Raw genomic sequence first — 14,008 nt, 5'->3', positions numbered from 1 at the left:
AAAGATGCGTGGCATGACTGTAACTGAATCCGGCACAGGAAAGCACCCATGAACTATACTCGGCTCTACAAACAATGGCTTACACCGGAATGAACCATGAAGGCCGCATCACTCCCGGAAACCCCCGTTTTCCACACCACCGGCCTGACCAAGACCTACCATCAGGGCGAGGTAGAAGTGCATGCCCTGCGGGGCGTGGATCTCGATCTTTACCCCGGCGAACTGGTGGTGATGCTCGGTGCATCCGGCTCTGGCAAATCCACCCTGCTGAACATTCTTGGCGGCCTGGATGTGCCCACCAGCGGTGAAGTGAGGTACCTGGACACAGACCTTGCCCGGGCCACCGACAAGCAACTCACCCGTTACCGCAGGGACTACGTCGGTTTCGTGTTCCAGTTCTACAACCTGATCCCGAGCCTGACCGCCCGGGAAAACGTGGTCGCCGTCACCGAGATCGCCCGTAACCCGATGGAGCCGGATGCAGCCCTCGAGTTGGTGGGGCTGGCCAACCGGGCCGATCACTTCCCGGCACAGCTGTCCGGTGGCGAACAACAGCGGGTAGCCATCGCCCGGGCCATCGCCAAACAACCCAACGTTTTACTGTGCGACGAACCCACCGGCGCACTCGATTCTGCCACTGGCATTCTGGTGCTGGCCGCGCTCGAAAAAGCCAACCGGGAAACCGGCACCACCACGGTGATCATCACCCACAACGCCTCCATTGCTCAGATGGCGGACCGGGTAATCACCCTCTCCGACGGCCAGATCAGTGGTGAACACCGCAACCCAACGCGGCAAGACCCGCGCACCCTGAGCTGGTAACGCCGTGTTCCCTTTTCACCCCAGTATTCTGCACACCAAACTGCGCCGGGAAATCTGGCAGATGCGAGGGCAATTGCTGGCCATTGCGTTAGTGATTGCCGGTGGCATTGCCGTGTGCCTGCTGTCGCTGGTGAACTACGCTTCCCTGAACGCCACCCGTGGCCAGTACTACCAGCAACACCAGTTTGCCGATGTGTTCGTGTCGCTGAAGCGGGCGCCTCGCCACCTGTTGCAGCAGGTGGCGGAGATTCCGGGTGTTACCCGGCTGAGTGGCCGCGTGGAAGGCGGGGCAAAACTGGAAGTGGCTGGCTTTCAGGAGCCGGTGTCCGCGCACCTGATCTCGGTTCCGGAAACCGGCCAGCCAGATGTAAACCAGCTCTACCTGCGCCAGGGCCGGTTACCGGATGCCAGCCGCAGTGATGAGGTAACCATCATCGGCAGCTTTGCCGATGCTCATAACCTTCAACTGGATGCTCAGCTGACCGCCATCATCAATGGCTGCAGGCAAACACTCACCATTGTCGGCATCGCCGAATCGCCGGAATTCGTTTACGTAATTCCCCCCGGCGGCATGCTGCCGGATTACCAGCGCTTCGGTGTGCTCTGGATGTCGCAGGCGGGGCTGGCGCCGGCCATGGATATGGAAGGGGCCTTCAACAGCCTGGTTCTGAAAACCGCACCAGATCGGCCCGTGAAAGACGTCATTAACCGGCTCGACCGCCTGCTGGACCGCTATGGCAGCACCGGGGCCTACGCCCGGGCCGACCAGTTCTCTCATCGCTTTCTAAGTGATGAGCTGGAACAACTGAAGGCCATGGCCCTGATCTTCCCCGCCATTTTTATGGGCGTGGCCATGTTCTTGCTCAATGTGGTGGTGGGCCGGTTGATCAGTACCCAGCGGGAAGTGATCGCCATACTTAAGGCCTTTGGTTACAGCAACCGCCAGATCGGCTGGCACTACAGCCAGCTGGTCATCGCCATTGCCCTGGCCGGCCTGCTGATCGGCACCGTCGCCGGCCTTTGGCTGGGGCGGATGCTGGGTGGGCTGTACATGGAGTTTTACCGTTTTCCCGAATTGCTGTTCCGGATCAGCCCGATGTGGATCCTGATTCTGGCCGCTGCCAGCCTGGCCGCCGCCTGGCTTGGCGGCTGGCGCTCTATCCGTAACGCCGCAGCCCTGCCGCCAGCCGAGGCCATGCAACCGGAGGGCCCGGCAAAGTTCCGGATAACGTTGCCCGAACGGTTATTGTCCTGGGTGCGGTTGCGGCAACCGTCTCGCATGATTGTCCGGCAACTGGCCCGCCGCCCCGCCCGTACCGCGCTGTCTGTTGCCGGAATCGCCATGGCCACCGCCATTGTGGTGGTGGGCAATTTCCAGTTCAGCTCGGTATCACTGATGGTGCATACCCAGTTTGCCCGGGTACAGAAGCAGGACCTGACGGTTACCCTGACCGACCCGGTCAATCAGACCGCCCTCTACGGCATGGCCCGGCAACCGGGCGTACTGTATACCGAAGGCCGGCGCCAGGTGGCTGTGGAACTGGTGAACGGCCACCGCAGCTGGCGCACGGCGCTGACCGGCCTGCCAGAACAGGCTGAACTGCAGTTTGTGGTAGACCGCCAGCTGAACAACGTAGCCATGCCGCCAGCGGGTTTGCTGCTGACCGATTACCTGGCCCAGGCCCTGGAAGTGACACCGGGCGACCAGCTGGTTGTGCGGGTGCTGGAAGGCAAGCGCCCTACCCTGACCATTCCGGTGGCCGGCACCACCAGCGAGTTTCTCGGTGTTGGCGCCTACATGAACCTGGCGGCCATGAACCGGGCCCTGGGCGAAGGCCCGCTGGTCAATCAGGTACTGCTGAACCTTGAGGGCGACCTTGCAGACACCGTATACCGGGATCTGCGCGATACTCCCAAAGTAGTCGGCACCAACCTGCGCCAGGCCATGCTGGACAGCTTTTTCGAAACCCTGGCCCGCACCTTCCTCACCTACACCTTCGTGATCAGCCTGCTGGGGGGCATTATTGCCTTTGGCGTAATCTACAACACGGCCCGGATATCCCTGGCCGAGCGCGGGCGGGACCTCGCCAGCCTGCGGGTACTGGGTTACAGCCACAATGAGGTGTCGCACATCCTGTTGGGTGAACTGGCCATTCTGCTGATTATTGGCATACCGCTGGGCTGGGCCATCGGCCTTGGCCTGGGTCAACTGGTGGTCACCGCCCTGCAAACCGAGCTGTACCGGGTGCCGCTTATCATCACGCCCAGAACCCTGGCACTCGCCGCCAACGTGGTGATTGCCTCGGCCTTGCTGTCGGGTTTCATTACCTGGCTAAGACTCCGTAAACTGGACCTGGTCGCGGTACTGAAAACCCGGGAATAACCCACAACCCTTTAAGAGAAACACTATGGCCACACACGCAAACGCACCGGGAAAATGGATCTTCTGGATCATCATTGCCTTGCTGGTGGCTGCCGTGTTTTTCTTCATACTGCGCCCGGAACCCGAGTGGGTAGACCTGGCCACCGCAGAACCGGGCCCGATGGAAGTCACCATCCGCGAGGAAGGCAAAACCCGGGTAAAAGACCGCTACCAGATCTCCGCACCGGTCACCGGTTACCTGCACCGGGTGCAGATGGATGTGGGCGACCCGGTCAGCCCCGGCCAGCTACTAACCCGGATAGACCCCATGCCCGCCAGCATCCTGGACGCTCGCACCCGGGCTGAAGCCGAAGCCCGAGCCGCCGCCGCGGCCTCCGCGCTGCAATCCATTCGCCAGAAAGTGGCCGCCGCCCAGGCCGAATACGATTTCGCACGGCAGGAGTACCAGCGCCTGCAGTCCCTGGCTGCCTCCCGTTTTATCTCCGGCGAACAGCTGCAGCAGGCCGAAACCACCGCCACCCGGGCCGCGGCCATTCTGCGCTCGACAAGGTTCGATGAAGAAGTCGCCGAACACGAACTGGCCGCCGCAAGAACCCGGTTGCAGGTTTCAGATAGCGGACAAAACGGAGGCCAGCCAGCCGAACAAGTGGCCGTCCGCTCACCGGTCACCGGAGCACTGCTCAACATCAACCGCAAAAGTGAAGGCGTGATCCAGGCCGGTGAAGCCATCCTGGAGCTGGGCGACCCGAGTGCCCTGGAAGTGGTGATCGACGTGCTCAGTTTTGATGCCACCAAACTGGAGACCGGCCTGGCAACCCGCCTGACCGGCTGGGGCGGCCCGGCGCTGGAAGCCGTAGTGCGGCGCGTGGAGCCCATCGGCTTTGAAGACGTGTCTGCCCTGGGCGTGGAAGAACAGCGAGTTAAAGTGATTGCCGATATGGTCAGCCCCTACGACCAGTGGAAACTGCTGGGCGACGGCTATCGGGTAGATGCCGAATTCATCCTCTGGCAATCCGACAACAGCCTGCAAATCCCCGCCTCTGCCCTGTTTCGGCATGACGGCGGGCACGCGGTATTTCGGGTGCGGGACGACGTGGCAAGGCTGACGAAAGTGCAAGCGGCAGAGAGCAACGGCCTGAGCACCGTTATAATCGGCGGCCTTTCCGAAGGCGATACGGTGGTGCGGCACCCGGGGCGTGGTTTGAGTGACGGCAGCCGGGTTCGGGTGCGATAACGCACAGGCACCCCCCCGGGATTTCGCAACCTAGTTTTTCTTCAACACAGCCGTTATCCGATCCCACCAACTGCGCTTCATCTGCTCTTCAGGGCTGGGCCAATTTGGCTCCTTGCTTTTGCTCTGCACAATGCCGCTGTTACCCAGCCGCAGGCGCCACAGCTGGGCCGACGACTGATCCTGCCCCGGCTGCTCAGACACCAGCAATAAATGGAAGTCCTGCTGCCTCTCGATCGGATGAACCTGTACTGAAAACCCGGACTCCTCATCCTCCTCACACACATACAGTCGATCCCGGCTCACCTTGATCATTTCACACAGAGCTTCGAAATCCAGCGTTATACGCTCCCTGATTTCATCGTGTTCCAGAGTGTCTTTGTCCGGTTTGAGCAGAGACCGGTAACAGATAACTTGTGCATCATCGTTGTTGGCCGAGCGTCCGATGGCACTGGCGACCACCTGCGGCAAATCCGAGAGATTCCGATAATCCACCCACACCAGCTGCCTGGCCACCTGCTGTCTGGTGTAAGGCATTCGCAGGCGAATCCGCCAACGGGGCTTGCCCCGGCGTAACCGGCGGGTAATCACGTTGATCATGTCTTCGCGCACCATGTCACGAACGCCGTACATCAACGCGATAACCAGCAACAACGTGATGGAAAGCGTTTCGCTGGCATTGCGCACGTTAAACAGCATGTAGGTCAGTATCGACATGATGAACATTGTGGTGGCGGCCTTCACCAGCTTGCGCGTACCGGAGCCGAGTTCGGCAACTTTTGGCCGTAGCGAGATGGGGTACTCCAGCAACCGGTCGTAGAGGCTCATACGATTCCAAAGCGCGGTGGGCGTGCCCTGAAAATCACGCAGGTAATCCTGCTCTTTACGATGGGTTCGCTCCTGCTGGAGAAAATCCGTAATGCTCTGGCGGAGCGCCTCGTCCAGTTCGGAAAAGCTGTCGCGGGTCATGCATTCGAGGAAGAACTGCTCCGCGAACCAGGAAAAGTAAATGTCCATCTGGCGCAGATACCGCTTCTGGCGGTCCCGCGAGGGCTGAGTCTCACGCATGCGTTGCGCAAAAGCCTGGCTGAGCCGCAGGGCACGCGCAATGGTCTCGCCCGGCGTGTCGGTATTGTTCAACTGCCCTCGCAACCGCCCCATAGACGCCTTGTACCGAAGCAACCAGGAACTGTTGGCGATTTCGAAGTACGGGGATAGCAGGGCAAAGGACTCATCATTCTTGACGGCCCTGTCGCCACCCTGCAAACCCATCAACCCAAAACTGTGGTCAACAGAGCCGAAGAAGAACTGCTGCTCTGAAAGCGTTCTGGCAGAAAGCGTGGTTTCTGGCGGGATAAACAGATACAGCTCAACCGAATATCGTCCGGGCGTGTTCACCGTACGAGTCAGCCGGAGCTCATAATCGCCCTTCCGCCGTGTACTCCATTTATCGACCATACTGATAGTTCTTGTACCTCCATCAACAAACACATCTTAGGCTAAGCTTGCCTTATTACCGCCAACAAATTTGTCTAATAACCAACGAGGTGCACCCGGTGCCGGAAAATTCCGTATTCATAGGCAATGGCAGTCACGTTCAGAGCCTGCTGCTAAGCCGTGCTAACCGTCATGGCCTGATTGCCGGCGCCACAGGTACCGGCAAAACTGTCACCCTGCAGATTCTGGCGGAAGGCTTTTCCGCCCAGGGTGTGCCGGTCTTCATGGCCGATGTAAAAGGCGACTTGTCTGGCATCTCCCAGCCCGGCACGCCCAAGCCTGCGCTGCTCAAGCGCGCGGAGAAGATAGGCCTTGAACCCTACACCTTCCATGGTTTCCCCACCGTTTTCTGGGATGTATTCGGCGCTGAAGGCCACCCCATGCGGGCCACCATTTCAGATATGGGGCCACTTTTGCTGTCCCGGTTGCTGGAACTCAACGACACCCAGGAAGGCGTTCTGAACATCGCGTTCAAAGTGGCGGACGAGCACGGCATGGCCCTGCTGGACCTGAAAGACCTGCGGGCCCTGGTGACCTTTGTGGCCGAGCAGTCACAAGAGCTTACGGCAATCTACGGCAACGTCAGCAAATCCTCTGTGGGCGCCATACAGCGCCGGTTACTTCAACTTGAGCAAGAAGGCGGAGACCGGTTTTTCGGTGAACCCGCACTGGAACTGGCAGACCTCATGCGTTGCGACGCAGCAGGCCACGGGCACATTAACCTGCTGGCAGCAGACCAGTTGATTCAACGCCCACGACTGTATGCCACCATACTGCTCTGGTTGCTTGCCGAATTGTTTGAAGAGTTACCGGAAGTGGGCGACCCCGACAAACCCAAACTCGTTTTCTTTTTCGACGAAGCACACTTGTTGTTTGATGATGCCCCGAAAGCGCTCCTGCAGAAGGTGGAACAGGTAGTTCGGCTGATCCGCTCCAAGGGTGTGGGTGTTTATTTTGTCTCCCAGAACCCCACAGACATCCCGGACACCGTGCTGGGCCAGCTGGGCAACCGTGTGCAACACGCACTCAGAGCCTTTACCCCCCGAGACCAGAAAGCCGTTCGTTCTGCCGCCTCCACCTTCCGGCAAAACCCGAATCTGGATACTGAAAAAGTCATCACCGAACTGGGTATTGGCGAAGCCCTGGTATCCACCCTGGACGCCAAAGGCATGCCATCGATAGTAGACAAAACACTGATCCGACCGCCCTCCTCCCGCCTGGGCCCAGCCACGGCCGAAGAACGCAGGCAAATCATCAATGCCAGCGAGTTTGGCCCACGGTACAACGCCACTATTGACCGCGAATCCGCCTACGAGAAGCTGAAAGAACGGGCAGAGCAAGCCGCCAGGGAAGCCGAACAGGCAACGCTTGATGACAGCCGGATGTACAAAGCGCCAACCAACAAACGAAAAGCCCCGGCGCGAGCAAGAACATCGTCGCGCCAGGGCGTTTTTGAAACCATGGCAAAAAGCGTGGCCCGCACCGCAGGGCGGGAGATGACCCGGAGCATTTTGCGGGGGTTGTTGGGGTCTTTGTTTAAGGGGCGCTAATGCGAAGCGCACCAGTGACTTTGGACTTTGACGTAGCGAGACGGAGACAAGGGCATCCGAGCGACGCGGCGGAGAAATTGTCCGGCAACAGCGGCTGGTTATGCTTTATTCGTAGTGGCTCCAGAGCCTGAGGACTTTCACCACTTGCTTGTCCTCAAGCACTTGGTAGACCAGGCGATGCTGAATATTGATGCGGCGTGAATGGGCTCCCGCAAGATCACCGATGAGCTTCTCAAATGGAGGCGGTTTGCGGTACGAATCTTCCGCTATCAGCGCTAACAGTTCCCGGGCTTTTGGTTTAAGGCCCCTGGAGTCCAACTTCTTTGCATCTTTCTGGGCTTGCCTGGTGTAAACCAACTTCCATGTCACCAGTCCAGCTCCTCATCGCATTCATCCACGGGGGCACCCATCCCCTCACGAATAGACTCCCGCATACCGGGTACGGAGAGCAGGTAAAGTGTTTCCTGAATTGCAGACCAGTCTTCCTCGGAAACCAGAACGGCTTTGTTCCGCTTACCCATGATGACGATTGGTTGGTGGGACTCGGCGGTCTCGTCAATCAACCGATATAGGTTGCTGCGCGCCTCAGTTGCTGTGATTCCGGTCACGACGCACCTATTGTGTGTTCAACTTGCAACCAAGTGTACGCTTTTAAGTACGTACGTCAAGGCGAGCGTCTCGCATAACGCCAGCCAGCATGCGCGGCTACGGAATGGAGGCGAAGCCGCAATGTAGTATGCGTCGCCGTGACTGGCCTTGTTAGCACCTAGCGCTCCCCGGCCCATTTCCCGTTAACATTGATAATCTTGCACGGATATTCAGCTTCATGTCTTTTGTTATTTTTTTGACAATCTATCAGAGAGTTCTCTATCGCGTGCTTTATTGAGGTTCTATTTGACTTCCAAGACCAGGCACCAACATCTGATTGAGCAAAAGCTTTGTGTTGGGTTGCATTGACATATTCCTCCCGGTACGACTTCAAGGCCTGATTCGTCATGATCGAGGCCTCTCCAACAGCTTCGTGCTCAAAAGTGGGCTCAACGGTTCCGCCTGCACTTGTTGCTGCAGGAACGGGTTGCTGATGGGCCGCACATCCAGCTAGTAAAGCAATAAATACAAGGAAGATTCCCAATCTCAATTTTGACTCCTTCTTCGATGCTAACGCCTTGGCTTTGCGGCGTGACGGAGCGCCAGCGTAGGCACGTCCGACAACCGCCATTGGTTAAATGCTTGCATGCGCATAGCTATGCGCATAAGATCAAACTTTGTATTCTATATCTTCTGGGAGGCCCTCATGGCCGAACTCTATAACTCAGCCGCCCCCAAAAAAGCAGCGAACCTCTCAATCAACAGCGATCTTCTGCGTAAAACCCGGGAACTGAACATTAACTTGTCTGCCACCCTGGAACGAGCTCTGAAAGAAGAGCTTTCGAAACGCGAAGCCGCTCAATGGGTTGAAGATAATCGCGCTGCGATAAAAAGCTACAACGATTTCGTCGAACAACATGGATGCTTCGGCGACGAATTCAGGGAGTTCTGATGGCACAGTTCGATGTGTACCCCAACCCGAGCAAAATCAGCAAGGCTCACTATCCTTACCTGGTGGATATTCAAAGCAGCCTTCTGAGCGATTTGGCAACTCGCATTGTTATCCCTTTGGGCAAACGTTCTGCCTTCGGTGGCGAAGCCATGCAAGGGCTCACTCCCGAAATCAGCTTTGCCGATGAGGAGCTGTTGCTGTTAACTCCGCAAATTTCCTCCGTGCCTGAAAAACATCTCAAGAGCCCTATTGGCTCTCTCTCACATTTCAGAGACCAGATTGTTGGAGCTTTGGACTTGGCTATCACCGGCATTTAACGCTTGCAGCATGCGCGCCCACGGAATGGAGCCGAAGGCGCAATGTAGTGGGCGTCGCCGTGCCTGCACTTGTTAGGGCTGTACCAAGATGGCGTGATCAAGTCACCTTTACCAATTATCTAATGGTGGCCAACTGATACTTTCAAACTTTTCTAAACACAATGCACCAAACTCCGGTTCAACTTTTTCAGCCCATGCTATCTTGCCCCTGACGTGATGAAACAAAGTCGACACCGAAAGTTTTCGGGCCTCTGCGTGCTTAGATGGACCATGCTCTTGTGAACGCAAATAGTATAGGTGTTGACGTAGTTGGTCCTTATACTCCTTACTCAATCTTGGATTTTTACTATCAACCAAAATTCCCAGTATAATCCTTCTTGCGCCCGGCCCACGAATAGCAGTCTTTCTTCTATTAGGGTTAAATCCTGCCTCAATCAATAGGCGATTAACTTCTTTCTTAAATCTATTTATATCCGCTATTGTTGCATTTTTTTCTGTTGAAAACGCAAGATCATCAGCATATCTTGTATACGTAAACCCGTTACAATTAGCCAAATATTCTAGATCTTTATCAATGGCCTTCATAACAAGATTCGAAAGCATTGGACTTGAGGGAGCTCCTTGAGGGAGGAATCCCTCATCAGAGCAATAGTAGTTTGGAATCGAAGGCCACCGGGAAGAATCTGATCGGAAAATGTCTTCACTTTTTTTATTACTAAGGCCTGTGGTCGTAGTTATGCGGGCCAATTCAAACGATAATAATTTCGTATAACCAAGGTCTCTAAATACCTTATAAACCATACGCTCAGATATACTGTGGAAGAAATTCTCGATATCGATCTTTAGTAGCCACTTACATCCGCAGTGCCTACTAGCAGCAAAAATAGGCTGCGAATCAGGGTGATAGGCAAAACTTGAAGGATGTGCGCTGGTGTTGCTTAGTATTTTGGCCGTTATCCATTTCTGAACTGCAAGCAATGAAGCTTCAGGAATATGTATTTCTCGGTAACGAGACCTACCAGGCACTTTCTTCTTGAAAAGAACACGCTTGTATTTTCCAGACTCTCGACTTACAACTTTCCTTAAATATCCGTAGTTAGTATCCGTTAGCCAGCTTAAATGACGAAGCGTTAGAACAATTGGCAACCGCGCATTAATATTCTGAATTCGTTTAATTACTTCAACGGAAGCAGCGATAGCATCGTCATCTATCCCGTGCTTTTCACCTTCAAATTGGTAGCGCTGAGGACTCCAGAAAGACATTACTTTGACCCACCTCGGTGGGGATCAGTGCGATCTAGCCCTAAGACATCGCCCGGGCTAGATCGCACTGAAGCGCAGCATGAAAAGACTGCTCCGCGATCTGAGCACAGGAACTCCCATACCCTGGGCTCCGCAGAAGGAACCCCTTGCCACTTTCGTGGCAAATATCTAATCTCTTTCATAGAGCCCTCAGCTGGGTTGGATAATAAAAGCTTTCATCGCTACCTACAAGCAATGGTGCTTTTCGACGGCGCCGACGGAAACGTGCGAGTTCACGCATTCCCAATTGCGTCAATCGGTGTTCACAATTCAGCCACCGCGCTTGAATCGCTAACATAAGGATGTTGTTCACAGAATTAATTTTCATGCGAACCCTCGCTGAAATCTCATCTGGGTCCCTTAACCCTGTTTCAGCTGCCGCCAAGACCTTTAAAACCGCCACCCACTTTTCGTTTTTGGAGCTATCCAGCTTATTTCTTGCATCTCTTATGTCGAGAAGACGATGCGTTCGTTGGTCATGAGCGTTGCACTCATCAATTCTGAATAGCTCACTTGGAAGCTCACTGGTGCTCCGCCCATAAAATAAAGGTCTCCATCCCGATCTCCTGCTATGAAGAATTGGGGGGGTGTTGTTAGGACAACCATGAGAAAATGCTATGAGCGCACCGCTGGCTAGAAAGCCCAGCGGCTCCGGATGCCTTTTTGGCTGCGAATGGCATATCCTTTCCACTTCTTTGCGTCTTTCGCCTACGAAAGAATTTTGTATAGTAGGGCACCCCATTACCACACGGACTTCGGGCCGCAACCTGTGAGACCGGACTACCTTTAGCCCTTCTGTTGTTCCAGAGTAAGCGAGGACCACAAATTTAATAAGTTTATAAGAAGTCCAGCTATTAAGAGTCGCAACAGAACCGAGTGAGTCAAGCATTCTGATAATACGTTGTCCCGAACCAATAAAATCGGTTACGACGCCAATAACTCTAACCTTTTCACTACGTAATTTATTTGGTCCTGGGTGGGAAAAACAAAACCCTCCTTTCCTTCGGGAATAGTCAGTAATAAGGTTTGCGACAATTCCCTCACTTCCTACTTCTTGGTTCCTAGGATCAGCAACTATGGGAGGCACTCCACTCCCTTCCGCTCGTCCATGTCTCGAATTTGGAAAAAAGCAAGGGGTATTACCAAAAACCTTTTTTATCGGACGCTCGGCATAAAGGGCGATTTTTTTAGGGCAGGCTTTTGACCCACTGATCGAATCTAACAGCGAATTCAACTCTTCGATAAAGTCATCCCTACTGACCAGCAACACTTCGTTAACCAAATCAATTGCCGCTTGTCGATCTTGGTCTTCAAAATTGTCAAGCCATGACTTAACGGTGTCTGCCTCTGAGAGAGATGCCATTTAATAATCTCTAATTAAATAATTTGATTTATGCCAACCAATTCACCCTAACGCCTATGGTAACCGGCACCGGAGCGCCAGCGGAGGGAACCAAAAGCAGTAGGCTTTTGGTGTCCGGTTGACCGTCTGGTTATATGGTTTTCTCGCCATTGAACTTAGGCCAACGGTTGTACCCAATCTCTGGGTCATTGGAGCGGAACTCTCGGATAAACTCAACTTCCTTGGCTGACAACTCACTCTCGGAACAATCCTCTGACTCCCAGAGTATTTGCTTGCGAATAGTGTAATCCTGACGAACCGACTTTGGCAGGCTGGCAAAGTCCTCGTTTACTACCTGCATATCCGGACTCCCGTAATATCGGTAGCTACCAATACTATCCTTGCCGATGTAAATCTTGCCGGTTGGGTACGTGATTTTGTAGATCTGCTTCATTAAGACAACCGGGCTGTGCCCATATAACGCCCGCAGCATGCGCGGCTTTGGGATGGAGGCGAAGCCGCAATGGAAAAGACGTCGCCGTGCCTGCGATGGTTAGGCATCACTGTCTTCCCCGACTTCTCGTCTTAGCTTCAGGAGACTCAGCCTCGCTATTTCATCTTGCACGGGCTGGACTTCGGTGTGCCATTTCTTGAATCCATACCAGACCATGAAGCACCCGGCTGCAATGATCACCGAAAGACAAAACATGAAAGTCTTCTTGTTTAGCCCCGCGATTTCGAGCTTTTTATCTAATACCGTAAATCGGGCCTCGTCTGCTACGGAGCGCATTGGGTCAGCCTTCAACGTTTCATATTCGACGGCCACCTCGAAAGCCAAGTCGTTGGTTGACTGATTCACGTAAAGCATTGCACCGATTGAGAAAATAACCAGTAGAAGGCCAAACAAGGCATAGAACTTGTAGATATTGTCCGTCGGCAGTGGAACACGATTTTCCATTTAGATTCCTAGGCTTAGTTCTTGCTTAACGCCGCCAACACGCGCAGCTTTGGAGTGGAGGCGAAGCCTCAACGGAAAAGCTGTCGCCGTGCTTGGCCTGATGAGCTCTGATTCTAACGGATATTAGAAAATGCTCCCGGCCCGTAGACCGGGATAGCTTGCTGCCCAAACATAACCGCTTCTCCCGTCGCAGGCCTAACAGTTTATTAAATGGTTGAAGGCGCGGCTTTAAATAACTTTCAGGCAGAGACTAGAGCATTAATCACCGTTTTTCTCACCTTTTTGTTAAGTTAATTTTTTAGGAAAAAGTAGAGCACAAACACGGAAACAGCAATCCCAACAACAATTTTTATGACCTTATTTCTTTTGAATTTCTCCAGCTGGAAAAGAAGTTCTTGATCAGTTGGCGGCTCCTTGCTTACAAAAAATGGGGAATTTTGCCCTGAAATATTCGATTCATAAAAAACGTTTTTTTCAGATCTATCAGTTACGAATGTCTGTTCATAAAGTAAATTAATATCTTGCTCGCCATATTCATCGGTAGGTGGCTCACTACATTCTAATATAGTTATCTTTTCGCCACCAACTTCAAAGTCACTTCTGTAAATAACTCGAGTTAGTCCATCGTTATACACAAGGCCACCTATAATTAGCTTTTTATTGGAGAAATTATTTCGGAGTGTCTGCCACTTTATGGCGCCTCTCCTTATGATGTATCTAGTAGCAATTTCATCGTTGGAAACCTTAAAAGTTTATAGGCGCAGCAACTCTGAGACGCGGCTTTAACCCTTACTACGGCGTCCCGCCAGCACTGAACCCGCCCGCGGCCAATACCGTCAGACTAGCACCGATTCTGCACGCCATTTCTCGTACGCCATAAACAGAACCCAGCTGCTGAAATAAAGGGGACACCCGGCGCTAACGCCGCTAAGCAGTAACCGTCCGGTAAACCCATCTTGAGCCAGGCGCTGCGGCCGTCAGGATAGTGTCCACTTATTTTTAAGTGGACACTTAACATGACCAACATAAGCGTAACCAAGCCCTACCAAAAACGTCGTCGTTACTC

15 protein-coding genes are annotated in these 14,008 nt (G+C 54.0%); 6 read left to right on the top strand and 9 right to left on the bottom strand.

Going from position 1 to position 14,008, the window contains the following annotated elements; translation table 11 throughout:
- Positions 1-96: 96 nt before the first annotated feature.
- Genes B9Q17_RS09175 through B9Q17_RS09165 form a run of 3 tightly spaced genes read left to right on the top strand, consistent with a single transcriptional unit; the run spans position 97 to position 4,439 of the window.
- Positions 97-822 carry an ABC transporter ATP-binding protein gene (locus tag B9Q17_RS09175; RefSeq protein WP_094625005.1) on the top strand — a complete coding sequence of 242 codons (726 nt, stop codon included), beginning with the start codon at positions 97-99 and terminating at the stop codon, positions 820-822.
- A 4-nt stretch (positions 823-826) separates the two neighbouring features.
- The gene (locus tag B9Q17_RS09170) at positions 827-3,205 is read left to right on the top strand and encodes an ABC transporter permease (RefSeq protein ID WP_244177354.1); all 2,379 of its coding nucleotides are present in this window, start codon (positions 827-829) and stop codon (positions 3,203-3,205) included.
- A 25-nt stretch (positions 3,206-3,230) separates the two neighbouring features.
- Positions 3,231-4,439, top strand: coding sequence for an efflux RND transporter periplasmic adaptor subunit (locus B9Q17_RS09165; protein WP_094625004.1), 1,209 nt, complete (start codon positions 3,231-3,233; stop codon positions 4,437-4,439).
- Between the two features lie 30 nt (positions 4,440-4,469).
- On the opposite strand, the gene B9Q17_RS09160 is transcribed toward B9Q17_RS09165, so the two are convergent.
- Positions 4,470-5,894 (bottom strand): hypothetical protein, encoded by a 1,425-nt coding sequence (locus tag B9Q17_RS09160; RefSeq protein WP_094625003.1) that lies wholly within the window; start codon positions 5,892-5,894, stop codon positions 4,470-4,472.
- Between the two features lie 98 nt (positions 5,895-5,992).
- Between B9Q17_RS09160 and B9Q17_RS09155 the strand changes: the two genes are divergently transcribed.
- Positions 5,993-7,483 carry a helicase HerA-like domain-containing protein gene (locus tag B9Q17_RS09155; RefSeq protein ID WP_094625002.1) on the top strand — a complete coding sequence of 497 codons (1,491 nt, stop codon included), beginning with the start codon at positions 5,993-5,995 and terminating at the stop codon, positions 7,481-7,483.
- 105 nt (positions 7,484-7,588) lie between these two features.
- Here the strand turns inward: B9Q17_RS09155 and B9Q17_RS09150 are convergent, their stop codons facing one another.
- From B9Q17_RS09150 to B9Q17_RS09140, 3 genes are all read right to left on the bottom strand, one after another.
- Positions 7,589-7,852 carry a Txe/YoeB family addiction module toxin gene (locus tag B9Q17_RS09150; protein WP_094625001.1) on the bottom strand — a complete coding sequence of 88 codons (264 nt, stop codon included), beginning with the start codon at positions 7,850-7,852 and terminating at the stop codon, positions 7,589-7,591.
- Complete coding sequence (locus tag B9Q17_RS09145; protein ID WP_094625000.1) at positions 7,849-8,091, bottom strand: type II toxin-antitoxin system Phd/YefM family antitoxin; 243 nt, start codon at positions 8,089-8,091, stop codon at positions 7,849-7,851. The genes B9Q17_RS09150 and B9Q17_RS09145 overlap by 4 nt, the downstream gene beginning before the upstream one ends.
- Before the next feature lie 158 nt (positions 8,092-8,249).
- Positions 8,250-8,702 carry a hypothetical protein gene (locus B9Q17_RS09140; RefSeq protein WP_094624999.1) on the bottom strand — a complete coding sequence of 151 codons (453 nt, stop codon included), beginning with the start codon at positions 8,700-8,702 and terminating at the stop codon, positions 8,250-8,252.
- A 75-nt stretch (positions 8,703-8,777) separates the two neighbouring features.
- Between B9Q17_RS09140 and B9Q17_RS09135 the strand changes: the two genes are divergently transcribed.
- Complete coding sequence (locus B9Q17_RS09135) at positions 8,778-9,023, top strand: type II toxin-antitoxin system CcdA family antitoxin (protein WP_036149681.1); 246 nt, start codon at positions 8,778-8,780, stop codon at positions 9,021-9,023.
- Positions 9,023-9,340 carry a CcdB family protein gene (locus B9Q17_RS09130; RefSeq protein ID WP_022992581.1) on the top strand — a complete coding sequence of 106 codons (318 nt, stop codon included), beginning with the start codon at positions 9,023-9,025 and terminating at the stop codon, positions 9,338-9,340. Before B9Q17_RS09135 ends, B9Q17_RS09130 begins: the two co-directional genes overlap by 1 nt.
- A 108-nt stretch (positions 9,341-9,448) precedes the next feature.
- Here the strand turns inward: B9Q17_RS09130 and B9Q17_RS09125 are convergent, their stop codons facing one another.
- From B9Q17_RS09125 to B9Q17_RS18015, 5 genes are all read right to left on the bottom strand, one after another.
- Complete coding sequence (locus B9Q17_RS09125) at positions 9,449-10,603, bottom strand: reverse transcriptase family protein (protein WP_094624998.1); 1,155 nt, start codon at positions 10,601-10,603, stop codon at positions 9,449-9,451.
- A 178-nt stretch (positions 10,604-10,781) separates the two neighbouring features.
- Complete coding sequence (locus tag B9Q17_RS18020; RefSeq protein ID WP_154707626.1) at positions 10,782-12,005, bottom strand: phosphoribosyltransferase-like protein; 1,224 nt, start codon at positions 12,003-12,005, stop codon at positions 10,782-10,784.
- A 130-nt stretch (positions 12,006-12,135) separates the two neighbouring features.
- Positions 12,136-12,438: a GIY-YIG nuclease family protein gene (locus B9Q17_RS09120; protein WP_094624997.1), complete on the bottom strand. Its 303-nt coding sequence runs from the start codon at positions 12,436-12,438 to the stop codon at positions 12,136-12,138.
- 99 nt (positions 12,439-12,537) lie between these two features.
- Positions 12,538-12,942 carry a hypothetical protein gene (locus tag B9Q17_RS09115; RefSeq protein WP_094624996.1) on the bottom strand — a complete coding sequence of 135 codons (405 nt, stop codon included), beginning with the start codon at positions 12,940-12,942 and terminating at the stop codon, positions 12,538-12,540.
- A gap of 290 nt (positions 12,943-13,232) precedes the next feature.
- Entirely contained in the window at positions 13,233-13,577 is a 345-nt protein-coding gene (locus B9Q17_RS18015; protein ID WP_154707625.1) for a hypothetical protein, read from the bottom strand.
- Positions 13,578-14,008 lie beyond the last annotated feature (431 nt).

This window comes from Marinobacter vinifirmus, from assembly GCF_002258215.1.
GTDB lineage: Bacteria > Pseudomonadota > Gammaproteobacteria > Pseudomonadales > Oleiphilaceae > Marinobacter > Marinobacter vinifirmus.
Note: the sequence above shows the minus strand (reverse complement) of the source record. Positions and strands in the feature narration are given on the sequence as shown.